The 25,471-nt window shown below is 65.5% G+C and carries 25 protein-coding genes; 17 read left to right on the forward strand and 8 right to left on the reverse strand.

Translation table 11 applies throughout. The features are described 5' to 3' along the window. Positions 1-2: 2 nt before the first annotated feature. Positions 3-974: an LLM class flavin-dependent oxidoreductase gene (locus A9W99_RS05295; RefSeq protein ID WP_067374516.1), complete on the forward strand. Its 972-nt coding sequence runs from the start codon at positions 3-5 to the stop codon at positions 972-974. Between the two features lie 78 nt (positions 975-1,052). Here the strand turns inward: A9W99_RS05295 and A9W99_RS05300 are convergent, their stop codons facing one another. Then, positions 1,053-2,255 carry a CdaR family transcriptional regulator gene (locus A9W99_RS05300; protein ID WP_067374518.1) on the reverse strand — a complete coding sequence of 401 codons (1,203 nt, stop codon included), beginning with the start codon at positions 2,253-2,255 and terminating at the stop codon, positions 1,053-1,055. Positions 2,256-2,339: 84 nt separating this feature from the next. On the opposite strand from A9W99_RS05300, the gene A9W99_RS05305 reads away from it, so the two are divergent. From A9W99_RS05305 to A9W99_RS05315, 3 genes are read left to right on the forward strand one after another with little or no spacing between them, the layout of a single operon-like run. Continuing rightward, positions 2,340-3,437: a ferredoxin reductase gene (locus A9W99_RS05305; protein WP_067374520.1), complete on the forward strand. Its 1,098-nt coding sequence runs from the start codon at positions 2,340-2,342 to the stop codon at positions 3,435-3,437. 22 nt (positions 3,438-3,459) lie between these two features. After that, on the forward strand, positions 3,460-4,629 hold the full coding sequence (locus A9W99_RS05310; protein ID WP_067374522.1) for an acyl-CoA desaturase: 1,170 nt from the start codon (positions 3,460-3,462) through the stop codon (positions 4,627-4,629). 60 nt (positions 4,630-4,689) lie between these two features. Continuing rightward, the gene (locus A9W99_RS05315) at positions 4,690-5,076 is read left to right on the forward strand and encodes a DUF2237 family protein (protein ID WP_067374524.1); all 387 of its coding nucleotides are present in this window, start codon (positions 4,690-4,692) and stop codon (positions 5,074-5,076) included. Between the two features lie 2 nt (positions 5,077-5,078). On the opposite strand, the gene A9W99_RS05320 is transcribed toward A9W99_RS05315, so the two are convergent. From A9W99_RS05320 to A9W99_RS05330, 3 genes are all read right to left on the reverse strand, one after another. Next, on the reverse strand, positions 5,079-6,395 hold the full coding sequence (locus tag A9W99_RS05320; protein ID WP_067374527.1) for a M1 family metallopeptidase: 1,317 nt from the start codon (positions 6,393-6,395) through the stop codon (positions 5,079-5,081). Further along, positions 6,392-10,294 carry a Pls/PosA family non-ribosomal peptide synthetase gene (locus A9W99_RS05325; RefSeq protein ID WP_082929829.1) on the reverse strand — a complete coding sequence of 1,301 codons (3,903 nt, stop codon included), beginning with the start codon at positions 10,292-10,294 and terminating at the stop codon, positions 6,392-6,394. The genes A9W99_RS05320 and A9W99_RS05325 overlap by 4 nt, the downstream gene beginning before the upstream one ends. A 139-nt stretch (positions 10,295-10,433) precedes the next feature. After that, a complete protein-coding gene (locus A9W99_RS05330; RefSeq protein ID WP_067374533.1) occupies positions 10,434-11,078 on the reverse strand; it encodes a GntR family transcriptional regulator in 645 nt (214 codons plus the stop codon). A 69-nt stretch (positions 11,079-11,147) separates the two neighbouring features. Here A9W99_RS05330 and A9W99_RS05335 point away from each other — a divergent pair, with 69 nt between their 5' ends. From A9W99_RS05335 to A9W99_RS05345, 3 genes are read left to right on the forward strand one after another with little or no spacing between them, the layout of a single operon-like run. Continuing rightward, positions 11,148-12,506, forward strand: a complete 1,359-nt coding sequence (locus A9W99_RS05335; protein WP_067374534.1) for an LLM class flavin-dependent oxidoreductase — start codon at positions 11,148-11,150, stop codon at positions 12,504-12,506. Next, positions 12,499-13,683 (forward strand): CaiB/BaiF CoA-transferase family protein, encoded by a 1,185-nt coding sequence (locus A9W99_RS05340; RefSeq protein ID WP_067374537.1) that lies wholly within the window; start codon positions 12,499-12,501, stop codon positions 13,681-13,683. Before A9W99_RS05335 ends, A9W99_RS05340 begins: the two co-directional genes overlap by 8 nt. Positions 13,684-13,699: 16 nt before the next feature. Beyond that, the gene (locus tag A9W99_RS05345) at positions 13,700-14,611 is read left to right on the forward strand and encodes a CoA ester lyase (RefSeq protein ID WP_067374606.1); all 912 of its coding nucleotides are present in this window, start codon (positions 13,700-13,702) and stop codon (positions 14,609-14,611) included. Between the two features lie 108 nt (positions 14,612-14,719). On the opposite strand, the gene A9W99_RS05350 is transcribed toward A9W99_RS05345, so the two are convergent. Further along, positions 14,720-15,604 carry a PfkB family carbohydrate kinase gene (locus A9W99_RS05350; protein WP_067374539.1) on the reverse strand — a complete coding sequence of 295 codons (885 nt, stop codon included), beginning with the start codon at positions 15,602-15,604 and terminating at the stop codon, positions 14,720-14,722. An 83-nt stretch (positions 15,605-15,687) separates the two neighbouring features. Here A9W99_RS05350 and A9W99_RS05355 point away from each other — a divergent pair, with 83 nt between their 5' ends. From A9W99_RS05355 to A9W99_RS05365, 4 genes are all read left to right on the forward strand, one after another. Further along, positions 15,688-16,296, forward strand: a complete 609-nt coding sequence (locus tag A9W99_RS05355) for a TetR/AcrR family transcriptional regulator (protein WP_067374540.1) — start codon at positions 15,688-15,690, stop codon at positions 16,294-16,296. Between the two features lie 77 nt (positions 16,297-16,373). Continuing rightward, positions 16,374-17,741, forward strand: a complete 1,368-nt coding sequence (locus A9W99_RS05360; RefSeq protein ID WP_067374542.1) for an FAD-dependent oxidoreductase — start codon at positions 16,374-16,376, stop codon at positions 17,739-17,741. Positions 17,742-17,818: 77 nt separating this feature from the next. Further along, positions 17,819-17,914 (forward strand): type II toxin-antitoxin system prevent-host-death family antitoxin, encoded by a 96-nt coding sequence (locus tag A9W99_RS25835; RefSeq protein ID WP_082929830.1) that lies wholly within the window; start codon positions 17,819-17,821, stop codon positions 17,912-17,914. Positions 17,915-18,026: 112 nt separating this feature from the next. Further along, entirely contained in the window at positions 18,027-18,395 is a 369-nt protein-coding gene (locus A9W99_RS05365; RefSeq protein ID WP_067374545.1) for a hypothetical protein, read from the forward strand. Between the two features lie 16 nt (positions 18,396-18,411). Here A9W99_RS05365 and A9W99_RS05370 read toward each other — a convergent pair whose 3' ends face one another. Together A9W99_RS05370 and A9W99_RS05375 are read right to left on the reverse strand one after the other, a co-directional pair. Then, a complete protein-coding gene (locus A9W99_RS05370; RefSeq protein WP_067374548.1) occupies positions 18,412-19,008 on the reverse strand; it encodes a TetR/AcrR family transcriptional regulator in 597 nt (198 codons plus the stop codon). Then, entirely contained in the window at positions 19,005-20,087 is a 1,083-nt protein-coding gene (locus tag A9W99_RS05375) for a dihydrodipicolinate reductase (RefSeq protein WP_067374552.1), read from the reverse strand. Before A9W99_RS05375 ends, A9W99_RS05370 begins: the two co-directional genes overlap by 4 nt. A 146-nt stretch (positions 20,088-20,233) precedes the next feature. Here A9W99_RS05375 and A9W99_RS05380 point away from each other — a divergent pair, with 146 nt between their 5' ends. Next, positions 20,234-21,091 carry an SDR family NAD(P)-dependent oxidoreductase gene (locus A9W99_RS05380; protein WP_067374555.1) on the forward strand — a complete coding sequence of 286 codons (858 nt, stop codon included), beginning with the start codon at positions 20,234-20,236 and terminating at the stop codon, positions 21,089-21,091. Between the two features lie 176 nt (positions 21,092-21,267). Continuing rightward, complete coding sequence (locus tag A9W99_RS05385; protein ID WP_067374558.1) at positions 21,268-21,696, forward strand: hypothetical protein; 429 nt, start codon at positions 21,268-21,270, stop codon at positions 21,694-21,696. Here A9W99_RS05385 and A9W99_RS27680 read toward each other — a convergent pair. Continuing rightward, complete coding sequence (locus tag A9W99_RS27680) at positions 21,680-22,195, reverse strand: SRPBCC family protein (RefSeq protein WP_371514920.1); 516 nt, start codon at positions 22,193-22,195, stop codon at positions 21,680-21,682. The genes A9W99_RS05385 and A9W99_RS27680 overlap by 17 nt on opposite strands. A gap of 55 nt (positions 22,196-22,250) precedes the next feature. On the opposite strand from A9W99_RS27680, the gene A9W99_RS05395 reads away from it, so the two are divergent. From A9W99_RS05395 to A9W99_RS05410, 4 genes are read left to right on the forward strand one after another with little or no spacing between them, the layout of a single operon-like run. Then, positions 22,251-22,637 carry a DUF1330 domain-containing protein gene (locus A9W99_RS05395; RefSeq protein ID WP_067374564.1) on the forward strand — a complete coding sequence of 129 codons (387 nt, stop codon included), beginning with the start codon at positions 22,251-22,253 and terminating at the stop codon, positions 22,635-22,637. Between the two features lie 52 nt (positions 22,638-22,689). Continuing rightward, the gene (locus A9W99_RS05400; RefSeq protein WP_067374566.1) at positions 22,690-24,048 is read left to right on the forward strand and encodes a wax ester/triacylglycerol synthase family O-acyltransferase; all 1,359 of its coding nucleotides are present in this window, start codon (positions 22,690-22,692) and stop codon (positions 24,046-24,048) included. Between the two features lie 10 nt (positions 24,049-24,058). Next, positions 24,059-24,544 (forward strand): NUDIX domain-containing protein, encoded by a 486-nt coding sequence (locus A9W99_RS05405; RefSeq protein WP_067374569.1) that lies wholly within the window; start codon positions 24,059-24,061, stop codon positions 24,542-24,544. Positions 24,545-24,563: 19 nt separating this feature from the next. Next, on the forward strand, positions 24,564-25,469 hold the full coding sequence (locus A9W99_RS05410) for a haloalkane dehalogenase (RefSeq protein ID WP_067374572.1): 906 nt from the start codon (positions 24,564-24,566) through the stop codon (positions 25,467-25,469). Positions 25,470-25,471: the final 2 nt, after the last annotated feature.

Raw genomic sequence — 25,471 nt, forward strand, 5'->3', positions numbered from 1 at the left:
ACATGCCGATAACCGTCCTGCGCTTCAATTTCGGTTCACCGCAAGGGAAACCCCGCAAGCAGAGCGCGTTGATCAACACCGCGCTCGAGCTGGCGCAGTGGGGTGAGACACGGGGGATCACCTCGATAAGCGTCGACGAGCATCACGTCACCGGACACGGATGGAGCTGCAATCCGATCATGGCGGCGGCGATGTTCCTGGCCCGCACCTCGACGATGATGGCGAGTGTCGACTGTGCGCTGGGCCCGTTATGGAATCCCGTCCGGCTGGCCGAAGACATCGCGCTCGTCGATAACATGAGCGGCGGCAGATTACTCACCACGGTCGGGCTGGGATATCGCACGGTCGAATACGACTCTCTCGGAGTGGATTTCAGCCAGCGCGGCAATCTGATGGACGACCTGGTTGCGCGGATGCTGTCGGTGTGGAGCGGTAGTGATGCTGACGCGGGAGTTTGCACCGGTACCTGGACGCGGCCGCATCCGCCGCTGTTCGTCGGCGGCGGCGTGCGGGCCACGGCGCGGCGGGCCGCGCGGTTCGGGTTGCCTCTCAGCCTGGCCGATCACCTGCCGGAGATCGCCGCCTACTACCGCGAGCTGTGTGCCGAGGAAGGCCTCAAGCCGCTCGTCATCATGCCGGCCGCGACCAACCGCGGGATGATCTTCTTGCACGAAGACCCGGACCGGGCATGGGCAGAACTCGGCGAGCACATCCTTTGGGAGGCGGTCACCTACGGCGGATGGTCAAGCGAAGAGCGATCTTTGATGCATCTGCCAGGCGTGCAGACGCTGGAGGAGGTACAGGCATCCGGACGATATCGCTTCCTGACTCCCGACCAGCTGATCGCCGAAGTTGGCGGGGCAGATGACTATGGGCCAATCGTGTTGCACCCGTTGGTGGGTGGCATGCCGGTCGACGAAGCGTGGAAGTCGGTGCAACTCTTGACCGACGTCGTGTTGCCGGCACTGAATTGATTGTTCGCGAAAGTGCAAGTGACGACGGAGGATTCTCGGGAAATGCGTTGCTAGTTGCACTCTCGCGGACATTTCGGTTCACGCAACGGACCGGATCCCCAGCGCCACGGTGAGCCCGAGGATCGTCTGCGGATCGTTCAACCGCTCGCCGTAGAGTTCACGCAGCTGACCCATGCGGTAGCGCACCGTTTGCGCATGCACGTAAAGGTCGGCGGCGACGGCATCGCGCTGCCCCCGGTGCAAAAGCCAGGATCTCAGCGTCTCGGCCAGCCGCTCCGCGGTGGTGGGCCGCAGTCCAGCCAGCGGCGCCAAGACCTGCCGCCGCAGATCCTCGGTCGCTTCGCGGTCGGCCGTCAGCACCAACTCGACGAGGTGCTCGTCGGTGTCGACCACCGCGGCGTCGTCGCCGATTCGCAACTCGCGCGCCCGCAGCGCCCGTCGGTACGACGACTCCACCTGCATCCACGGGCGCGCGGGCCCCAGCACTGCGCCACGACCCTGCAATGCGGAGCGCAGCGGTCCGCGGTCCCGGTCGTCCACGTCGGGAACCAGCAGCGCGGCCAAAGGCTCCGAGGGCTCAATTCCGGGGAGATCCTCGGTGAGCAGCAGCGTCGATCGCCCGAAAAGTGTTGTCAGTCCGCGGGTTTGATCGTCGGCGAGCAGTACGGCGGTCAAAGTCTCCGGAGCCTTCCAACCGGCCCTTTCGGCGCTGAACTGCAGCATTTCCGCCGGTTCGCCGACTAGCAGCTGTCTGGCCAGTCGTTCCAGATAGCGTTGGCGCACCAGCCCGGTGGTCGCCAGTTCATCCGCGTGTCCCGCAAGGCTGGATGCCGATAGTTCGTCGATGAAGGCAAATACCATCTCAGCGAACCGGGCCACCGTCTCGGCGGGCATCTTGGCGGCGACCGCGGTCTCGGACAGTTCCCGCCACGCGACCCGGCCTCCGACGCGGTACGCCGACAACAGCGCGTCCATGGACCGGCCCTGACGCGCTTCGCCGCGTCCGAGTTCGTAGGCCGCATCGAGGGCGGGCGTCAGCGTCGGGGCCGGGTCCGAACCGTGTGCACTCACTGCCAAGTGCAGAAAGGCGCCGAGCGCCATCTCCACGGCGTTCTCGATGATCTGGCCCATCCGACCGCTGAACGCGTCGGCATAGCTGGGTACTTCGAGCGTCACCGCAGTCACCGTGCGCTCGGCCATCCTCGGTAGCACCGCCTGCAGCGCGGCGACGACCTCCTCGGCCAGATCAAGGCCGGTGAAGCGCAATGCCGGTTCCGGCATAATTGTCTCCTGCGAACAAATTGACTCCCGGACTTCACGCACCACAACCAAACAATTTATCTCAAATTTAGCCAGAATTGAGGAATGACGACGACAGCGCCGCGCCAGACCATCGTCGGCACATTGCGCGAACGCGTCATCGAGTTCGCTGAACGATTCACCACCCCTTTGATGCCGTCCGACTATCTCGACGTCATCGACCCGCTGCGCTCGGGTGCGGCCCTGCGCGGGCGCATCGTCGCCGTCGAGGCCGAAACCCGCGACGCGGTCACAGTCGTGGTCAAGACCGGTCGCGGATGGCGCACCCATGTCCCGGGCCAGTACGTTCGCGTCGGCGTCGACGTCGACGGCGTCCGCCAGTGGCGGGCATACTCGCTGACCTCGGAAACCAGCCGGCGTGACGGCTGCATCGCGATCACCGTGAAGGCAATCCCGGACGGCGTCGTCAGCAATTACCTCGTCCGCAAGGCGGCCGTCGGAACCCTGGTCCATCTCGACCAGGCCACGGGCGAATTCACCCTCGGTGCGCAACCACCGGCCAAAGTCCTGTTCCTCACCGCCGGCAGTGGCATCACCCCGGTGATGGGTATGCTGCGCAACCTGGCCAACACCGACATAGACCTCGATATCGTCGTCGTGCACTCCGCGCCGACGGCCGCCGACGTGATCTTCGGCGACGAGTTGCGCATGCTGGCGCGCAATGGCCAAATCCGGTTGGTGGAGCGGCACACCGACATCGACGGAATGCTGGACGTGGCGCGACTGGACGACATCGTCGACGACATCGCCGACCGCCAGACCTGGGCATGCGGACCGGTCGGGCTGCTCGACGCCCTCGAGCGCCGTTGGGAGACCGACGGCCGCGCCGACCACCTGCACACCGAGCGCTTCCGTCCGTCCATCCGGGTGACCGGCGACGGTGGCACCGTCACGTTCACGAAGACCGGCACTGTTGTCGACGCCGAGAATTCGCAAACCCTGCTCGATGCCGGCGAAACCGCCGGAGTGCTGATGCCCTCGGGCTGCCGGATGGGCATTTGCTTCGGCTGTGTCGCGCCGTTGCGCCAGGGCAGCGTTCGTGACCTGCGCACCGGCGACGTCATCACCGCCGCCGAGGGCGACGGCATCCAGATTCAGACCTGCATATCCGCGGCCGCCGGCGACTGCGACATCGATCTTTGAATCCCAAAGGAGACAACTCAAAATGACTGCCATCCAACGCAAACACGACGACCCGACGGCACACCTGAGCGACCAGGACATCGAGGACATCGGCGCCGAACTCGATGCCATCCGCGCCGAGGTGATCGCCAGCCGGGGTGAGCGCGACGCCGCCTACATCCGCAAGGTCATCGATGGCCACCGCAAGCTCGAATTGACCAGCCGCGCGCTGCTGCTGTTTTCACTGCTTCCGCCCGCGTGGGTATTGGGCACCGCCGGATTGGCGATCTCCAAGATCGTCGAGAACATGGAGCTCGGCCACAACATCATGCACGGTCAATGGGACTGGATGCGCGATCCCAAGATCCACTCCACCACCTGGGAGTGGGACATCGCCGTGCCGTCGGAAATGTGGAAGCACTCGCACAACGAACTGCACCACACCTACACCAACGTGCTGGGCAAGGACAAAGACCTCGGTTTTCGCATCCTGCGCGTCGACGAAGAACAGAGTTGGACACCGCTTCATCTCATCCAGCCGCTGACCAATCTCGCAAACGCGATCATCTTCCAGTACGGAATCGCCATCTACGACCTGGAGATCGACGACTACCTGAAGGGCAAGGCCGATAAGGCCGTGTTTCATCGCCAGCTCAAAGAAGTGCTCGCCAAGATCGGGAAGCAGGTGCGCAAAGACTATGCGCTGCACCCGCTGCTATCTGGTCCGGCGGCCCTCACCACTTTTACTGCCAATCTGACCGCCAACCTGGTGCGAAACCTCTGGACACACTCCGTCATCATGTGCGGGCACTTCCCCGAGGGCGTCCAGATCTACGAGAAGACATCGATCGTCGGCGAGACGCGCGGTCAGTGGTATTTGCGGCAGATGCTCGGCTCGGCCAACATCAGCGGAAGCCCGCTGATGCACTTCATGACCGGCAACTTGTCGTTTCAGATCGAACACCACCTTTACCCTGATCTGCCCAGCAATCGCTACCAGGAGATAGCGCCGAAGGTGCAGGACCTGTTTGAGCGCTACGGGCTCACCTACACCAACGGTCCCTTGTCGAAACAGGTTGTCTCGGCGTGGAAGAAGATCTTCAGACTTTCGTTGCCCAACGACTTCGCGCGTAAGGCGACAACTGCACTTTCTCCCACGAACGTCACGCGTGCCGTTTTCGGGACACCCAGCGACTCGGCGGCCGCGGCGTAGACCGCGGGCACTTAAACGAAGGTGCTTCAAAGTTGGCGCCTGCAGCGCAATACTGGACGAGTGGTTGATCGCAACGTGCTGGGCGGCCCGCTGGAACCGTGCGGTACCGACCCGCTCACCGGTTTCTATCGCGACGGCTGCTGCTCGAGTGGCACCGAGGACATTGGCAGGCACACGATCTGTGTCGTGGTGACCGCAGAGTTTCTGGAACACCAGCGTTCGATCGGAAACGACCTGCTGACGCCGGTGCCCGAGTACCGCTTTCCCGGCCTGCTGCCAGGCGACCGCTGGTGCGTCACAGCCCTGAACTGGCTGCGAGCCCACAACGACGGCTGCGCCGCCCCAGTGGTGTTGGCGTCCACCAACGAACGCACCCTCGAGGTGGTGCCGCTCGAGGCGCTGCTGGAGCACAAAGTCGACGTCCCCGACGATTTGGCTAATCTGTAGCGTTACGGCACTTCCGTCGAGTGCAGCCACGCATCCCACAACGGCCGCAGCGATTCGGCCGCGTAATTGGCGGCCAGGCCGGTGAAGTCGTCGGTGACGACGGTGCCGTGGCGATAGCGGTTCGTCCAATCCCGCAGCAGCGCAAAGAATTTCTCGTCACCAAGCCGTTCGCGCAGTGCGTGCAGGGTCAACGCCCCGCGCTTGTACACGCGGTCGTCGAACATCCGGCGCGGCCCGGGATCGGTTAGCAGCAAGTCCTGAGGCCCATCCCGTAATTGCTCGTGGTAGCGACTGGCCAGCACGTCAGCGCTTGGGCCGCCGCTGTTTTCGGACCACAGCCATTCGGCGTAGCACGCGAATCCTTCGTGCAGCCAGATATCGCGCCAGCGCCGCGCGGTCACCGAGTTGCCGAACCACTGGTGTGCCAGCTCATGCGCGATGAGTCGCTCGCTGTCACCCGTGCCGTCGCAATGGTTGGCGCCGAAGATCGAAATCCCCTGTGCTTCAAGGGGAATTTCCAGCGGGTCGTCGGTGACGACGACGGTATAACCGTTCGCCAGCGGATAGGGTCCGAACAACTCGATGAACAATTCCATCATCTCGCCTTGCCGGGCGAAGTCCTCGTCGAAGTCGCGCCGCAACCGTTCGGGCAAGACGGCTTTGATCGGCACCGGCGCCGACGCCAGCCGCGTCGTGTCGTAGACGCCGATCTGCAGGGTGGCGAGGTAGGTCGACGTCGGCTCGGATTGTTCGTAGATCCACACCGTCTGCGAGGCCCGTACTCGTCGCGAAACCAGCTTGCCGTTGGCAACCACCCGATACCGGCTCTCGGCGCTGACCTGAATGCGATAGGCGGCTTTCGCGCCGGGGCGGTCGTTGCACGGGAACCACGACGGGGCGCCGTTGGGTTGCCCGGCGACCAGCACGCCGTCGGTCAGTTCCTCGAAACCGACGTCACCCCACAGCGACCGGGTCGGTCGCGGTGATCCGTGGTAGTGCACGACGAGCGACAGCGCCGTTCCGGTCGCCACCTTCGACGCCAGCCGGATGCGCAATTTGCCGTCACGACAAGAGAAGTGGTCGGCGCGGCTACCGTTCACCCACACCTTCGACACCGACAAGGCATCGGAGAGGTCGAGGCTGAGCTGCTGCAGTTCGGTCAGCGTCACCGCGGTGATCGCCGCCGATCCCTTCAGCCGGTTGATGGCGACCTTGTATTCCAGGTCCAATTCGTAGCGTGACACCTGGTAACCGGGATCGCCGTTTTTCGGCAGGTATTCGTCGGCCACCGGCGGGGACGGCTTGCCATTGGCTTTCACGCGGCGGTGTCCCGGACGCCTTGGCGCGGCGGCCTGCCGGCGGTCTTCTTACGGGACAGGTTCCACGGCCTGATCGGGTTGCCCTGCCAGCGGGTCGACGGCGGCACCTCGTCGCCACGCACCACCAGTGACGCGGGGCCGACCGTCGCGCCGGAGCCCACTCGGGCCGCGGGCAGTGCGACGCAATGTGGACCCAGGGTCGCACCCGGTTCCAGCACCACGCTGTCCATCCGCATGATCCGGTCATGAAACAGGTGGGTCTGCACCACGCAGCCGCGGTTGACGGTGCAGCCGTCGCCCAGCGTGACAAGATCCGCCTCAGGCAGCCAATAGCTTTCGCACCACGCTCCGCGCCCGACGCGAGCGCCCAGCGCGCGCAGCCACAGGTTCAGTATCGGCGTCCCGCTCGCCGCCCGGGCGAACCACGGCGCGGCGACAGTTTCGACGAAAGTATCGGCGACTTCGTTGCGCCAGACGAACGACGACCACAGCGGAAACTCTCCGGCTCGAATACGCCCTACCACAACCCATTTCGCGATCACCGTGATGACCCCGGCGATCGCACCCGCGGACAGCAGCACCAGCCCGCCGCACAACGTCGCCCACCAGATGCCGAAAAGCCTTGTTATTGCCTGTAATAACCCAAGCACGCCCAATCCGATCGCGACCGTCGCGAACACCGGCAGCACCCGGCAGGTCTCGACCCCCGCGCGCATCGCCTTCAACCGTGTCGGCGGGTCGTAAGTGGTTTCCTCGTCTGCCTCGGCCGGGCGGCGGCGCAACCGCATCGGCGGGCTGCCCAGCCAGGACGACCCCCGCTTGGCCTTCGGCGGCGTCGCCGAAAGAACCGCGACCAGGCCCTCGTCGGGTACGCGGCGGCCCGGCTGGGTGATGCCGGAATTGCCCAGGAATGCGCGTTTACCCACCGTCGTCTTGGCGGCGTAGATCCAGCCGCCGCCGAGCTCGTAGGACGCGACCATGGTGTCGTCGGCCAGGAACGCGCCATCCTCGATCACGGTGAACTTGGGGATCAGCAAGGCCGTCGAAATCTCGGTGCCGCGGCCAACTTTCGCGCCGAGCAGCCGCAGCCAGCTCGGCGTAAGCATGCTGGCGTAGAGCGGAAACAGGTAGTTGCGCGCACCGTCCATGAGCCGCTCGGTCGCCCACAGCTGCCAGCCCACCCGGCTGCGGACCGGGTGGTAGCCGTCGCGCAATCCGATCGATAACAGCCGTACCCCGGCCACCGTCAACACCGCATACGTCGTCAATGCGGCCAGTGCCGCCACCGGCGTCCACAGCAGCGTCGGCACAATCGCCTCCGACAACCGGCGGGTGTGCTGGACGGCTGCCGCGATCACCGCCAGGCCACTTACGACCGCGACCAGCGGCAGCGCAGCGAGCAGCGGCGACGTCAACCCGTACACGGCGACCCAGCGGCTCCTGCGGGACGGCCGCTCGTCCGGCCACGGGTGGTGGGCCTTGCCTGACTTCACCGCCGGCGAGCCTTTCCAGTACTGGCCGTTCTTGATCTTGTCGATGACGCCGGAACCCGGTGCCACGTCGGCGTTCTTGCCGACGACAGCGCCGGGCAGCAGCGTGGTCCGCGCAGCGATCGTCGCGTCGTCGCCGACCGTGATCTTGCCGACGTGGAATACATCCCCGTCGATCCAGTGCCCGCTCAGGTCGACTTCGGGTTCGACGGCGCTGCGGTGGCCGAGCGTCAGCAACCCGGTGACCGGCGGCATCGAATGCAGGTCGACGCCCTTGCCGACATTGGCGCCCAAGGCACGCGCGTAGTACACCAACCACGGTGCGCCGGCCAGATTTTCGGCGCCGCTGGCCTCGGCGAGCCGCTCGGCGAACCACACCCGCAGATGCACCCAGCCGCCGCGTCGATAGCTGCCGGGCCGGACCTTCCACAGCAGGGTGCGGGCGAACAGCACGGCGATGCCCATGCGACCCATCGGCGTCACGAACAGCAGCAGCGCCGCCGCGACCAGCCATCGGTTCACCGGCACCGTCCACGGCACCAAGTGCAGTGCGCGTGCGACATCGTTGCCCAACGCCAGCCATGTGATCCACTGCAGCGCGGCCAACGTCGCCAGCGGCACCGCGGCAGCCGTCTGGACCAATTGCGCCAGGCGGGGCGTCGGTCGCACCACCCGCTCGGCGGCTCGCGGCGGCGGCTCCAGCTCGTCGAGAAATCCGGCGAGGGAGCCCAGCCGCGGATGGTCATAGAGGTCGGCGACGGTGATCTGCGGGTATTCGTGGCGCAAGGTGGCGACGAGCTGCGCGGCGGCCAGCGACCCGCCGCCGAGCGCGAAGAAGTCGGCTTCGGTACTGGAAACTGGGGTGCCCAGCAGGTCCTGCCACAGACCGGCCAGCCTGCCCGCCGATCCGCCCAGGTTGTGGTCTTCCGCGTCACTGCCGCCGGGCGGCGGCCACGGCAGCGCGTCCCGGTCCACCTTGCCCGACGTGCGAGTCGGCAGCTCCTCGATTCGGATCAGGCGCGGCACCAGCGCGGCGGGAAGGTGCTCGGCAAGCTGCTTGCGCGCCTGGTCGATGTCGAACGACGTATCCGCGCTGACCAGATAGCCGACCAGCACCGGCGTGCCGATGGCAGTCTGCCGCACTGCGGCCGCTGCCCCACTGACCCCGGGCAGGTTGACCAGTGCCGAGTCGACTTCGCCGAGCTCGATGCGGCGGCCACCGACCTTGACCTGATCGTCGCTGCGGCCGCAGAAATACAGTCCGTCGCGTTCCAGCCGGACCAGGTCTCCGCTGCGGTAGGCACGCTGCCACTCCAGCGTCGGCATCGGAGCGTACTTCTCGGCGTCCTTGTCCTTATCCAGGTAGCGAGCCAGTCCGACGCCGCCGATTACCAACTCGCCGACTTCGCCGTAGTCGACCGGCCAGCCGTCCGCGTCGACCACGGCGAGATTCCAGCCGGGCAGCGGCAGCCCGATGCTGATCGAGCCTCCACCGTCGAGCCTGGCCGCGCACGCGACCACCGTCGCCTCGGTGGGGCCGTAGGTGTTCCACACCTCGCGCCCCTCGACCGCGAGCCGGTCGGCAAGTTCTGGAGGGCAGGCTTCGCCGCCGAAGATCAGCAGCCGCACCGCTTCTAGGGCTTCGGAGGGCCACAGCGACGCCAGTGCCGGCACCGTCGACACCACGGTCACGTCCCGGGTGACCAACCACGGTCCCAGGTCCATGCCGCTGCGTACCAGCGATCGCGGTGCGGGCACCAGGCAGGCGCCGTGCCGCCAGGCCAGCCACATCTCCTCGCACGACGCGTCGAAAGCCACCGACAATCCGGCCAGCACCCGATCACCTGGCCCAATCGGATTGTGCTGCAAGAACATCCGTGCCTCGGCGTCGACGAACGCGGCGGCGCTGCGGTGCGTGACGGCCACGCCCTTAGGTGTGCCGGTGGATCCCGAGGTGAAGATAATCCACGCGTCGTCTCGCGCCAGCGGAGCCACGGCGCGCCAGCCCCGCGACGAGCCCGGGCCCCTGATCAGCCCGCCCTCTGTGATCACCGCCACGACGTTGGCCGCGTTGAACACCAATTCGGCGCGTTCGTCGGGGTCGTCGGCGTCAACCGGCACGTAGGCTGCGCCAGTGGCCAGCGTCGCCAGGATCGCGACATACAGCGCATAGCTGCCCGACGGCATCCGGATGCCGATCCGATCGCCACGACCGATACCGCGCGCGGCCAGCCAGACCACGCTGTCCTCGATGTCGCTGATCAGCTCGCTGTAGGTGAGTTGCACCGTGCCGTCGTCGATCGCCGCGGCGTCCGGGTAGCGTGCGGCGGTTTCGTGGATGATGTCGACGAGCGTGCGTGGGCTCGGCGCGTCCGGCGCCAAGAGATATTGCGCTGGTATCTCCGCCACCAGACGAAAATACTCAAGCCGCGGCGTTTCGAACGTCAGGCAGGGCTACTAGCGATCGCGGCGCCAGCACCGAGCGTGGGCTTTAGGTACGGAAACTGTGCTGAAGTCGTCCACAGCCCCCACGCTCGGCGCCTCTAGATTAGGTGCGGCGCTGCTCGAGCCAATCGGCAAGCGAGCGACCCGCGTCCAGGACATGTCGCTCCGCGATGACTCTGGCGCGCTCTGCGTCTTTGTCGCCCAGCGCGTCGAGCAATTCCTGGTGTTCGTCGAGCGAGTGCTTCTCATGATCGGGAAACAACGTGAGGAAGTTGGTCGGCACAACCCTCGCGGCGTGTTTGATCTGGGCCATCAGCCGCGGCGAGTGCGCGGCACGGTGGATCCTCTGGTGAAAGTGCCAATTCGCCTCGCCGATGCTGTCGTCGCCGGATCGTGCGACGACGTCAGCCGCGAGCTCGCGCAGCATCTCGAGTTCGTCAGGCTCGACACGGTCGGCCGCCCAGGCTGCTGCCTGCCCGGTCAGCACGCCGAGGATGGTGAAGCTGTCCAGCACGTCCTCCGGGCTGATGCCGATCACCGTGACGCCGCTACGTGGAGCGACCTGGACCAGGCCTTCGAAAGAGAGCTCCAGCAGCGCCTCGCGGACCGGGGTGCGGCTGGTCGCGAATTCCTCGGTGATGGCGTCCAGGTCGATGCGCGACCCGGCCGGCAAGGCTCCGGTGAGAATGCGGTCGCGAAGTTCACGAGCCGCGCGTTCCCGTACGGTGCCGGATATGTCAACTGCCATCCGCGCATCGTAACCGACGATACGTATCTAGCGTTTGAAATCTGATATATCAGATGTTAGATTCGGGTCATGCGAAGCGACAAGATGGCCTTGGTTGCGTTCATGCAGGCGGGCAGCACCTCGGTGTACGCGGGCTCATGGCGGCACCCTGCGACCGAACACCGCTATCTGGACGCGTCCTACTACGCGAAGATCGGGCGCCAGCTCGAAGAAGGCTGCTTCGACCTGATGTTCTTCGACGACCGCCTGGCCATGCCGGGGGTCTACGGCGGATCGGTGGCCGACGCCGTCGGGTACGGGGCCCGGCCGGTGAAGCTGGACCTCGGCGTCGTGCTCGGGGTGCTGGCGCAGACCACGTCGCGGATCGGGCTGGGCGCAACGTACTCGACCACCTACTACGCGCCGTTCCATGTCGCCCGCACCTTCGCGACCCTGGATCACCTGTCCGGCGGCCGGGCCGCCTGGAACGTGGTCACGTCCGTCAACGACAGCGAGGCGCAGAACTTCGGGATCGACGCCCATCTCGGTCACGACGAACGCTATGACCGCGCCGACGAGTTCATGGACGTCGTCACCGGACTGTGGGACACCTGGGAGGACGACGCGATCCTGCACCACCGGGCTTCCGGTCGGTACGCCGACCCCGGCAAGGTGCACGAACTTGGGCACGTCGGCCATTACTTCTCCGCTCGCGGCCCGCTGACCGTTCCGCGCACGCCGCAGGGCCGGCCGGTTATCATCCAGGCCGGGTCATCGGGGCGGGGGCGTGAATTCGCTTCCCGCTGGGCGGAATTGATCTTCACCGGCGACCCGGGTATCGACGTCGCCCGCAGCCACTACGCCGACCAGAAGGACCGCATCGACGACGCCGGACGCGATCCGCGCGCGGTCCGCATCTGCCCGATGGCCTACGCCGTCGTCGGCGAATCGGAGGCTCACGCCAAGGACCGCGAAGCCATGTTCCTCAACGATCTGGTGCACCCGATGGCGTCGCTGACTCTGCTGTCGGAGCTGATGAATTACGACTTCGCACAACACGATCTGGACGACCCGGTCACCGACGAGTTGATCGCGTGCGCCTCCGGCATCCGCGGCCTGGTGCAGAACCTGCGCGCGCATATCGGTGGTGACACTGTGACAGTGCGGGATCTGGCCGGCCATCGGGCCACGCTGTTGCAGGGACCCCGCTTCGTGGGCACCGGTGAGCAGGTTGCCGATCAGATGGCGGAGTGGTTCCAAAGCGGCGCGTGCGACGGATTCGTCCTGGCCGCAACGCATCTGCCCGGGGCATTCGAAGACGTGGTGCGCATGGTGGTCCCGGAACTGCAGCGTCGTGGTCTGTTCCGCACCGAATACGAGTCGTCGACGTTGCGGGGACACCTTGGGCTGCAACGTCCTTCGAACACCCTCGCCGGTGCCCATGCTTGACGGCGTCCGTGTGCTCGACCTCGCGACCCTGGCAGCCGCCCCGCTGGTGGCAACCTATCTAGGTGAGTTCGGCGCCGACGTGATCAAAGTCGAAGAACCCCGACGCGGCGATCCGATTCGGTCATGGGGGCACCAGCGCGACGGCATCGGCCTGATGTGGAAGTCGATCTCGCGCAACAAGCGATCCGTCACCCTGGATCTGCGCTGTGCCGAGGGGCAAGACTTGGTGCGACGGCTGGTACAGCACGCGGACGTCGCCATCTTCAACACCCGGCCGCAGACGTTGCGCAAGTGGGGCCTGGACTACGAGAGCCTGCGTGCGGTCAACGAACGAATCGTGGTGCTACACATCACCGGATACGGCTTGACCGGACCGAAAAGCGAGCGTCCCGGGTTCGGCACCCTGGGCGAGGCAATGAGCGGCTTTGCACATATCACCGGTCAGGCCGGCGGACCGCCCACACTGCCACCGTTCATGTTGGCCGACGGCGTCGCATCACTGAATGCCGCCTATGCGGTGATGATGGCCTTGTATCACCGCGATGTGCATGGTGCACCGGGCCAGCTGATCGACGTCAACCTGATCGATCCGCTGGCACGACTGCTGGAGCAGACACTGTTGGGCTACGACCAATTGGGCTTGGTACCAGAACGTTCCGGCAACCGTTGGGATATTTCGGCTCCGCGTAACACCTACCGCACCGCCGATGGGCACTGGCTTGCCATGTCCGGCAGTTCGCCCGCACTGGCGCTGCGAGTGTTTCGTGCGATAGGGCGCGACGACCTGCTGCAGGACACCGACTTCTCGGATCCGCAGCGGCGTCTGGGCCGGGCCCGGGAGGTCGACGCGGTCGTCGCGGATTGGGTTGCGGAGAAGACGCTTTCAGAGGCGATGGACATGTTCGAGGCTCACGAGGTAGCCGCTGCACCCGTCTACGACATCAGCGATCTGGCCGCCGACGAGCAGCTGGCGCATCGCGGGGTGTTCATCTCCGTCGACGACGAAGAGCTCGGCCCGATGACGGTGCAGGCGCCGGTGCCGCGCTTTTCTGCGGCGCCCGGGACCGTCGGCCGGCTGGGTCCGCGCCTCGGCGAGCACAACAGCGAGGTATACGGCCAGTTGCTCGGCTTGACACCAACCGAGATCGACGACCTGCGCGCGCGTGGCGTGGTGTGAGAGAAGGAATTTCACGTTGACCAATTTGCTCCGTCGCTCCGAGCTCGCGGTGCCCGCGTGCAACGACAACATGTTCGAAAAGGCCGCGAGTTGCGGCGCGGACCTGGTGTTCCTCGATCTTGAGGACGCGGTTCCGGCTGCCTTCAAAGAAGAGTCGCGCGCCAAAGCCATTGCTGCCCTGAACGATATCGACTGGGGACGCACCGCTCGGGCGGTACGAATCAACGGCCTCGATACGCCGTGGTGTCACGACGATGTGATCGACGTGATGACCGCGGCGGGTGGGAATCTGGACACGGTCATCATCCCCAAGGCGCGCAAGGCGCGCGACGTCTGGTGGGTCGATATGCTGCTCGCCCAGCTGGAGTCAAAACTAGGACTGAACAGACAGATTCGGCTTGAGGTCCTCATCGAGGAGGTCGAAGGCCTGGCCAATGCGGAGGAGATCGCGATGGCCAGCCCCCGCCTGGACGCGCTGATCTTCGGGGTGGGCGACTTCTCGCTGTCCCAGGGTGCCCGGGTAGACACCAACTTCGTTCCGCTGGGCGAATATCCCGGTGATTTCTGGCAATACGCGCGCAACAAGGTGATCGTTGCGGCGCGCATCGCCGGCATCGACGCGGTTGACGCCCCCTACCCGGATTACCGTGATCTTGCCGGTTATGAACGGGACGCCAGGCGCGCGTCGCTGTTGGGCTACACCGGAAAGTGGGCGATTCACCCCGACCAGGTCCCCGTCGCCAACCAGGTCTACGCGCCTACCGGCGACGAAATCGCCCGCGCACAGCGCAATCTCGCAGCCTACCGAGAGGCGGAGGCAAACGGCCGTGGCGCGGTCGGAGTCAACGGTGTACTGGTCGACGCCGCACACGTGAAGATGGCCGAGGAGACGCTGGCGCGAGCCGCGCTAATCGGCGCGAGCCGCTAAAGTTCCCAGATCGATTCTGCGGCCAGGGCGCATGAATCCGCGAAAACCTAGCCGTAGCCGCAGGCTCGATGCCACTACCGCAGACTCGACGCTCGGGCCCGGCAGGGCTCAGGACGCCAACGCCGTCAAGTCCGGCCGTCCGCCCAGGCGCTGCACGGTGGAGCTGGCCGCCGCGGCAGCCCGCTTACCCGCTTGCTGGGGCCCTGCGCCGTCACGCAGGGCTGAGATGAGCCCGGCCACAAATGCATCGCCGGCACCGGTCGGATCCACCACATCGACATCCGCGAATCCGAACAGCTCGCTGCCACCGTTCCAGGTCAATAGGTCGCCGACGTCGGGAACCGCGAGAGCGACCAGTTTCGGCCCGCACTTCAACAGATGGTTGGCCAGCCTGGTCGCCTGATCGACAGTGGTTACCTCCTTGCCGGCGATCAGCGCGGCCTCCGTGGCATCGGCGCGTATCGCGTCTACCGCCGAGAGCAGCTCGTCCTGAATGCCCGGCGGCGGCGCGCCGTCGACGACCACGCGCAGGCCGCGTCGCTGTGCCCGCTGCGCGGCTGCCAGGGCGGTCGCCGCAGGCTGCTGCAACTGAATCGACACCGTGTCGGCGGTGTCCAGCAGCGCCGACGACTGATCGAGGTCCGCCACCTGCACCAACGAGGCTTCCGGCACGTGCTCGAGCAGCAGCCGCTTGGGCGGTTCGCCGACGATGTCGATCAGCAGGGCCGTCGTGCCCCGACGCACGACGCCGCCGACGTCGATCCCGTCCTCTTCGGCCTGCCGCAGCACCGAGTTTCCGGCGAAGTCGTCGCCCACCACACCGATCAGCGCTACCGGCACGCCGAGCTGGGCAAGCCCGACCGCCTGGTTGGCGCCCTTGCCACCGAGCAGCTCGTCGCGCTGCAGGACCGTGGTGGATTCGCTTACCGAGGGCGGCCCGTCCGTGCGCAACACCAAGTCGCGCCCGATCTGGCCGATCACCACAACACTCATGGGGCTACTGTTGCCCGTTTCTGCCGGGCGTATTCGCATGTCGGCTACCGTGGCCAAATCCGGACGTCCGAGATGGGAGTTCGATGCCGTACGTCGAGTCCGCTTTGCGCAGCAAGCAGGCAGTTGCCGCCGCGCGCGCCGTGCTCATGCGTGACGGCGTCGGCGGCACGACGATGCGCGCGGTGGCGACCGAAGCCGGCATCCCGTTGGGGACGCTGCAGTACGTCTTTCCGACCAAGCAGGGCTTGCTGCGCGCGGTGATCGAGGATGTCGTGGAGGAGATCGCCGACCTGCTACGGAGTTCGGCCGAACTCGAATCAGGGCTGGAGCACGCGCTGCGCTGCGGGCTGCGCAACTTCTGGGAAAGACTCGTGGTCGACCACCGCAATCTGCAGCTGGTGCAGTACGAACTCGTCACCCACGCGCTGCGTACACCGGGTTTGGAGGGCCTGCCGCGCTGGCAGTACGAGCGGTACACCGAGGTCGTTGCCGAATGGTGTCAGCAGGCGGCGACCCGGGCGGGGGAGACCAGCGCGATTCCCTTCGATCGGCTGGCCCGCGTTCTGGTGGCCGGCGTCGACGGGCTGATCCTGCAGCATGTGGTGAACCCGGACGTCAACCGCTCGGCGGAGGACCTCGAGTCGCTCATCGAGATCGTCGTCGCCGTAGCCGGGGTGCGGCCCGCGAACTGACCCTTGTGGAACCGATGTGCCATGCCTTACTGTCGAACCAACTAAGTCATACGACTGTATGAATTCGGAGGGTTGGTATGCCAGACGTGGATGTGGTTGTCGTGGGCGCCGGACTGGCCGGACTCTCGGCGGCCCGCAAATTGGTCGCGGCCGGGAAGTCCGTGCGGGTCCTCGAGGCGCGTGATCGGGTCGCCGGTCGCAACTTCGGCGGGTTCCTGAGCAACGGTGTGCCGGTCGAGCTGGGCGGCCAATGGGTGGGCCCGGGTCAGGATGCGGTGCTGGAGTTGATCGACGAGCTGGGTTTGGAGACATACCCGACCTACGCCGCCGGCGACGCGATCACCTGCTACGACGGGCAGGTGATCCGATACTCCGACGAGACATTCGGTCTGCCGCTTGAGAGCCTGGCTGAAATCGGTCGCCTGTTGGTGGAGATCGAGACGCTCGCGGCTTCGGTACCGACCTCCGCGCCCTGGCAGGCGGAGGGCGCGGCGGAGCTGGACCGGCAGACCTTCGATGGGTGGCTGGCAGCGAATACCACTGACACCGTGGCACTTCGATTCTTCCGCCTGATCGTGCCCACGCTGTTCTCCGCGGAGACGCCCGAGCTCTCGATGCTGCATTTCCTCTTCTACATCCGATCGGGCAACAGTTTGGCGACGATGCTGGCCGTCGCCGGCGGCGCACAGGAGCGGCGCGTGGTCGGTGGGACACACCGCATCTCCGAGCGGATGGCCGAGGAACTAAGTGGGCGAGTGCAACTCGGGGCCGTGGTACGCACGGTCGTCCAAGACGATGACGGCGGCGTCACCGTCTACTACGAGGACGCCGACGCCGGCGAGACCGGCTCGGTCACTGCCGGCCATGTGATCGTCGCGATCCCGCCGACCCTTGCCGGCCGGATCCGGTATCTGCCGTCGCTGCCGGCTGCCCGCGACGGGCTCACGCAGCAGTTCCCGGCCGGGTCGGTGATCAAGTTCCAGGTCGGCTATCAGACCCCGTTCTGGCGGGAGGACGGTCTGAGCGGATTCGTGACCAGCCTCGACGACGCCTTCAACGTCGTGCTCGACAACTCTCCTCCCGACGCCTCCTGCGGCGTGCTGGTCGGCTTCCTCGAAGGTGCCCATGCCCGTGCGGCCGCGGAGCTACCGACCGAGCAGCGCCACAAACTCGTCATCGATGCGCTGGTGAAGTACTTCGGTCCGCAGGCCGCCGAGCCGTTCGACATCGTCGAACAGGATTGGGCGGCAGAGGAATTCACCCGCGGATGCTATGGTGGCCGGCTGACCGCCGGTGCGTTGACCCAATACGGCAAGGCGTTGGCCGCTCCGGTCGGCCGCATCCACTGGGCCGGCGCAGAGACGGCCCAGGTGTGGAGCGGCTACATGGACGGCGCCATCACCTCCGGCCGTCGTGCCGCCGACGAAATCCTCGCGGCCGTTTGACAATACGAGCTTGCCACCCTGGACGCACCTCACGTCGCGCTGGTAACAGTTGTACCACTCATAGACGGGAGTAGTCGATGTCAATCACGGCCAGCGAGGCTCGCCGCAACCTCTTCCCACTCATCGAAAAGGTCAACGAGGATCGCGTTGCGATCGAGATCGTCTCTAGGTGACCGCCAAGGAGATCGTCGTACTGCAGGCGCGTTATCACTACTGACATACCCGTTGCGGGCTTGACGGTACTGCCAGGCGTTTATATTCGCCGACAATGGGCAGGCGACAAGCATGTCAGTGACAGCATTCAAGGATCTGCCGTTGGCCGACCGCGGCCGCAAGTGGGACGGCGCCGCCGCAGAAAAACGCGTGCGCAAGTGGGCTGGTGCTCAGGAGGCACCGAATCAGAAGTACCGCAACGCCCATGTGTGGTACGACGCCGCCAACAAGTCCAATTTCACCGCGTACAAGCTCCTCATCGCCGATGTGATCGGTGGCGAGCTGAAGGTAGTACCGCGTGGGGTGATGATCGCCGGGGCGATTATGGACGGCGCACGTGGCGGCATCGACTTGCCGAAGTCCGACATCAGCCGAGTAAAAAGCCACCTTGCCAAGTACTACAAGAAGATGGGCGATAGTCCGCCATGGGAGCGTGACTAACTCGCCGTGGACGCGGTCAACGCCTCCAATGCCGGCTTTTGACGGCCTCAAGCGCTTCGGTGACGTAGCAATCCAGCGGTCGTGGGGGATCGGTGGATTGGCGTACCCACTGTTGGAACCCGAAATCGGCTGCGGCGAAGGCTAATTGGACCAGCAGGCCGGGACGGATGTCGAGCTCAGGGTCGACGCGCATCCGTTCGGCGATCAGCTTGGTCGCACGCTCTTTGTCGGCGGGGGTGTGCATGGTCAGCTTGTCGAGCAGACCGGGCGCCACCAGCAGGGCCGCCCGCCACTCCTCGGTGTCGGACTCGTCGAAGGACCGAGTTCGCGTAGTCATGGCATTGATCAGTGCGAGATCGGGAGATTCGCCGGCTGGCCGACGTTCGAGCAATGCCACCACTTCGGCGCCGCCGTGGCGTACCGGTGCGAGGAGCAATTCCTCCTTCGACGGCACATGCCGGAAGAAGGTGCGCGGGGAAACCCCTGCGGCAGCTGCGATTTCCTCGGTCGTCACTCCGTCGTAGCCGCGATCGGCGAACAGCCGGAACGCCGCGCGCCGGATATCGGCGCGAATCTGTGCGCGCTGGCGATCTCGCAGGGACTCTCGGGTCACCGTGTTGCTGCTAGGTGGGAAGCCGGGCGCCCGGCGAACAACGGCAGGTCCAGGTAGGTCTTGATACCGGGCTCGGCGGCACAGACGTCGGGAATGGCGTTGACGCAGTGGTTGGCGGTCGCGACGATACCTGGATTTCGTTGCAGCCCTTCGGCAATCGTCGGCGGTTGCAACCCCTTGAAGGTGAGGCTGATGGACGGATCACCGGTGATCTCCACTTCGAAGCGCTCACCCTGGCCGCCGAAATTCCAGCCCGGGTCCAGGTTTTCCTCACCCATGAGCCAGTTGACCGCCGCCGTGATGACCGGCTCGCCGTCGGCGAGCGCCTGCCAGCGGAACCGGCGAGCGGCCACCGTCCCCGCGGTGATCGGGAAAGGATCGTAGTCGATATCTGCGGTCGCAACTGCTATCTCTTGAATCGTCCGGATGTTCGGGTCGACGCGAAAACCCATGCGATCGGCGATCATTCGGACCGACATCTTGAAACCGGATTCGAGCAGGCCGGCCATCGGCCCTTGCACGGCTGCCTCGGGGGTGCCGCCGAAGCCCATGATGTGGCGCACGACATCCGGGGCGTTGTAGGTGCGGATGTCCGAGAACTCCTCGGCGCGCACGTGGGTGACTGCCGATGACAGCGAGGACACCATCAGCGGAAACCGCTCGGTGATGCCGCCGGGGTGGATACCCGAGCCGTGCAGGGTCACCCCACCCTCGACTGCCGCGTCGGCGATGGCTTGAACCGCCGGGTTGCTCAGGTCCGGGTATACCCAGCCGACCGGGGTCACCACGTTCTTGCCGGACCGCAAAATAGCAATGACCTCTTCGTCTTTCGGGATCAACGGGCTGTACATGACGCAGTCGGCGTCCAGCGCGAGTATCTTGTCCATGCTGGAGCTGGCGGTGACGCCCAGCGGAGCGGTGCCGAGGATCTCGCCGACGTCACGCCCGTCCTTGTCCGCACTGTGCACCCAGCATCCGGCGAGCTCGAGCTGTGGGTGGTTCTGCACGCATTCGATGGCGGCCTTGCCGACGCCACCGGTCGCCCACTGGATGACGCGAAGCTTGGACGGATTACTCATCGATGACCTCCCTAGGTTGGCGCGAGCAGACGCAAAATCCCGCGCGCACACGGCGTGTCGGGGGATTTTGCGTCTGCTCGGCGGTACTGGCACGCTATGACTTAGTGACAGCCACTGTCAATAACGTCGCCAAGGAAGGCCGACAGATGAGCGCGCTGGACGGCAAGGTCGCAATCGTCACCGGAACTAGCCGGGGCGTGGGTGTCGGCATCGCCCATGAGCTACTGCGGGCCGGGGCAACGGTGATCGGCTGCTCGCGCTCGTCGTTGGACGCCATACCGGGTGTCGATGCCGAGTGGGCCTCCCGCGCCTCGCAAAGAGTGTGCGACCAAGGCGATTACCGCTCGATCGACTCGTTCGTCAGCGACGTCGTGTCGACTCATGGCCGCATCGACATTCTGGTGAACAACGCCGGCGGAACAGTCCCAGCGCCGCACGCGGAGAGCATTCCCGAGCTCGTTCAGCGCATCCAGGGCGCGCCCCGCAGCGACGACGAGTACGAGCGCACGGCACTGTTTCACGCCTACGCCGTGCAGATGAACCTGATCAGCCCGTTGTGGTTCGCCATTCGCGCCTACCGGCAGATGCGCACCCAGGACGGCACCGGCTGCATCATCAACATCTCCAGTGGCGCTGGACATCCAGCGGGATCACCGACCCTGGTCTCCTACGGTGCGGCCAAGAGCGGGCTCAACCATCTCACCCGATCGCTGGCCGAGGAGTGGGGCCCAAAAGTGCGGGTCAACTGCATCGCCTTGGGACCGACGATGACGGAGAACTTCCGGTCATTCGTGCTGCCGAAAGACGATCCCACCGGCGAAAAGTACTTTGCCGCAGTGCCGTTGCGTCGTGCGGGCGAGCCCGCCGAGGTGGGCCGCGTCTGTGTTTTCCTCGCCGGCGGAGAGGCGGACTTCGTCAATGGAACCACCATCGAGCACGACGGCGGGATGCTTCCCGGGGTGCTCTACGATGCGGGCCTGAAAACCATCACCGATCTGCTGTAGGCGCGGGGCACGACTGCGCCGAGCGTGTCGTCACGGCTGAAAATCGGCCTGCCATATTCTCACCGTCAGAACACGTTCGGCGCAATCGCCCGTCGTCACAGTCGGGAAACCACACATTTCGACCGAGTTTTCCGCTAATACTTTCGGTTAAGGGTCCTGAAGATACGGGAGGCGCCATGCATCGGACACTCATTGCGGCAGTGGGGCTCGTCGTAGCCGGGTTCTGGGTCGGAATGCCTCAGCTGCCGCGGGCCGCCGCGGAGAATCCGGTTTGCACCGCGACCTGGTGCTCGTTCCTGTCCCCCTCCGGCAACATCGGCTGCGAAATGAACTACCAACGCGGCAGCGGCATCGCCGACGAGACGTATTGCCAAAGCGACTCACCGCCGCAGTCTGTGCGAATGTCGACCAACGGGACATTCAAGACCTGTACCGGCGCTACCTGTCTGGGCAATGCGGGCCAGGGCACTCCGACGCTCGGCTACGGCCTGACCGCTGGGCTTGGCCCGTTCAACTGCCGGTCGGAACCCAGCGGGGTTACCTGTACCGTCACCGGGGGCCGGGGCTTCACCATTTCGAACGCCGGAGTCACGCCCGTCGGTTAACGTCGCTGGGTGGGGGCTTTCGTTGCGCCTGTTGCGCAAGTGCCGCTGCCAACCGCACGATCAGTGAACGCAACATCAGCTGCAGCGGCTTTCCCAAACCCGGCACGGATGTTTTGAAGGTTGCGGTCCAAGTGATGAGAGAGCCGTTGGCAAGTTCGGCAATGCTGATATCCCCGCGGTGATCCTTGACGGGCCAAAAGCCCGGAAGTGTAGTCGTATACGCGTGGTGGTGGGGCCGCGAGCCGCCGATGATCTCATCGCGTACATCCGAGCCCCGCATTCGTACCAGCCGTACACCTCCTATCCCGGTGTCAGGCGCTCCCGGTCGCTCCCACGAAGCGGCCGAGACGGTGGGCATCCATCCGGCCAACTGTCGACATTCAGGAATGTGTCGTAGACAGCCGTCGGCTTCGCGGTCGACTGTTGCTCGACACGGAACGCAAGTGCTTTGCTCATGGCAGCAAAAATACGGCGAGCAGACGCAAAAGCCCCCGGACATGCCGAGCACCCCGGCGCTTTTGAGCCTGCTCACCAAGTAACGCAAGGAGATTCACGTGAGCGCCGCAATCGAGCCCACCCGAGAGCAGATCGCGGCCCTGGGCGCGCGACCAGCCGATGCCCCGGTGGTGATGGTCAACCTGCTGAAGTTCAAGACCGCTGGCGGGCTGGAGTCCTACCTACACTACGGACGTGAGGTCGCACCGCACTTGCAACGTGTCGGGGCCACCGTTCGCTACGCGGGAACCGCGCCGGCTTTCGTTATCGGTGAAGACCAAAGGCCTTGGTGGGATGCCATTCTCGTCGTCGAATACCCCACGCCGCAGGCATTCATCGACATGGTGACCACCCCGGAGTACGCCAAGGTACACGAGCATCGCGCCGCCGGGTTGGATCGTGGCGACCTGATCGCTACTTCGGCGTGGTCGCTCGCGCCGGAGTAACTGCTCGTCCCAACCAATGGCGGGCATTTCCGAATCGGGGTCTAATAGGCGGATGGAAATGATGATGCCCACGGACTCGGTCTTTCTCTTGGCGGAAACACGTGAGCATCCCATGCATGTGGGCGGGCTGTCGCTGTTCGAGCCCCCCGAGGGCGCCGGCCCGGAGTTCGTCCGGGAGTTCACCGATGCGATGGTTGCCCACGACGATTTCCAGCCCACCTTCCGCAAGCACCCCGCCACGATCATGGGCGGAATCGCCCCGCTGGCGTGGGCCTACGACGACGAGGTCGACGTCGACTACCACATCCGGCGTTCGGCGCTCGCGTCGCCCGGTCGCGTCCGCGAGCTACTCGAGCTGACCTCCAGGCTGCACACCAGCCTGCTGGATCGCCATCGCCCGCTGTGGGAGCTGTACGTGGTGGAGGGGCTGACCGACGGCCGTTTCGCCATGTACAGCAAAATGCACCACGCGCTGATCGACGGCATTTCGGCGATGAAGCTGATGCAGCGCACGCTGTCGGTCGATCCGGCTGATACCGAGGTGCGGGCGATGTGGACCCTGCCTCGTCGACCGCGTCCCAAAACGAGTGGTTCGTCCCGGCTTGGCACCCTGACCAATACTGCGGGATCAGTTGTGGGACTTGCCCCTTCGACGGTGAAGCTGGCCCGCGCGGCACTGTTCGAGCAGCAGCTGACGCTGCCGATGACGGCGCCGCACACGATGTTCAACGTCAAGATCGGTGGCGCGCGCAGATGCGCGGCCCAGTCCTGGTCGTTGGATCGTGTCTTGGGAGTCAAGAGGGCGGCCGGGGTGAGCTTCAACGACGCCGTCCTGGCCATGTGCGCCGGAGCGCTGCGCTACTACTTGATCGAGCAGAACGCGCTGCCGGACGCACCGCTGATCGCGATGGTTCCGGTGAGCCTGCGCTCGAAGGAAGAGGCCGACGCCGGCGGCAACATGGTCGGCAGCATCCTGTGCAACCTGGCGACCGATGTCGAGGATCCGGCGGACCGGATAGCCGCAGTCAGCGCCTCGATGCGGGGCAACAAGAAGGTCTTCTCCGAACTGCCGCGGCTGCAGGTGCTGGCGTTGTCCGCACTGAGCATGGCGCCGCTGGCGCTCACCGGTGTCCCGGGCTTCGTTGCGTCGACGCCGCCGCCGTTCAATCTCGTCATCTCCAACGTGCCGGGACTGGCAGAGCAGATGTACTACGGAGGTGCCCGGCTGGATGGCAGCTATCCGCTCTCGGCGATCCCGGACGGGCAAGCACTGAACATCACGCTGGTCAACAACGCCGGCAATCTCGATTTCGGTCTGGTCGGATGCCGCCGCAGCGTGCCGCATCTGCAACGGTTGCTGGTGCATCTGGAAACGTCGCTCAAAGACCTGGAACGCGCCGTCGGGGTCTGAAAACCCACTCATGCCGAAGCTCAGCGCGGGGCTGCTGTTGTATCGGGTCCGCACCGGCGTCGTCGAAGTCCTGATCGCGCATCCCGGCGGCCCGTTCTGGGCACGCAAGGACGACGGCGCTTGGTCGATCCCGAAAGGCGAGTACGACGACGGCGACGATCCATGGGTCGCCGCGCAGCGCGAGTTCTCCGAGGAGCTCAGCCTGCCGGTCCCGTCCGGGCCGCGAATCGATTTCGGTCCACTGAAACAACCCAGCGGCAAGGTGGTCACTGCCTTCGCCGTCGGGGCAGACCTCGACATCACCGAAGCCCGCAGCAACACCTTCGAACTGGAGTGGCCGAAGGGCTCGGGCCGGATGCAGCAGTTCCCCGAGGTGGACCGGGTCGGCTGGTTTCCGGTGGTGCAGGCGCGCGTCAAGCTGCTGAAGGGCCAGCGCGCGTTTCTGGATCGGTTGATGGCGCATCCGGATTTGGCGGGCTTAAGCGAAGGCATCTGAGCGCGGTATCTTCGCAGGCATGCAGAAACTGCGAACACCCGATGAGCGGTTCGACGACCTACCCGGTTTCCCTTATGCGCCAAGGTATTGCGACATCTCTGACGGCGACGACGGAACATTGCGGGTGGCGTGGGTCCAGGACGGTCCGGACACGGCCGATCCCATTCTGATGCTGCACGGCGAGCCGTCCTGGTCTTACCTGTACCGCAAGATGATTCCGGTCTTGGTGGCCGCCGGACACCGGGTCATCTGCCCGGATCTGGTCGGATTCGGCCGCTCGGACAAGCCGACTCAGCTCGAGGACCACAGCTACGCGCGGCATGTCGAATGGATGCGGTCGCTTTCCTTCGACGTCCTCGATCTGCACAACGTCACCCTGGTCGGTCAGGACTGGGGCGGGTTGATCGGGTTGCGGCTGGCCGCCGAGCATCCTGAGCGGTTCAGCCGGCTCGTTGTCGCCAACACCGGGCTGCCGACGGGCGAGCAGCCAATGCCGAAGATCTGGTGGCGGTTTCGTGAGGTGATCCAAGGGCAGCCGGAGTTGAACATCGGCTGGTTCATTCAGGGCGCGTGTCGCACGCAGATGAGCGACGCGGTGCGGGCGGGTTACGATGCGCCGTTTCCGGACGACACGTATTGCGTTGGGCCGCGGGCGATGCCGGGTCTGGTGCCGACCTCACCCGAGGATCCCGCGGCGGCTGCCAACAAGTCGGCGTGGGCAAAGTTATCCGTGAGCCCGACACCCATGCTGGTCGCGTTCAGCGACAGCGACCCGTTCACCGGCGCGATGGGCCCGATCTTTCAGCGCGAGATGCGCGGCGCGCAGGGCATCGACCATCCGCTGCTTCGCGGCGCCGGACACTTCTTACAAGAGGATGCCGGTGAGGAACTGGCGAACCACATCGTGGAGTTCTTGCGGCGCTGATC

Origin of the sequence: Mycobacterium sp. 1164966.3, from assembly GCF_001665395.1 — a bacterium.
In the GTDB taxonomy this organism is placed as follows: Bacteria; Actinomycetota; Actinomycetes; order Mycobacteriales; family Mycobacteriaceae; genus Mycobacterium.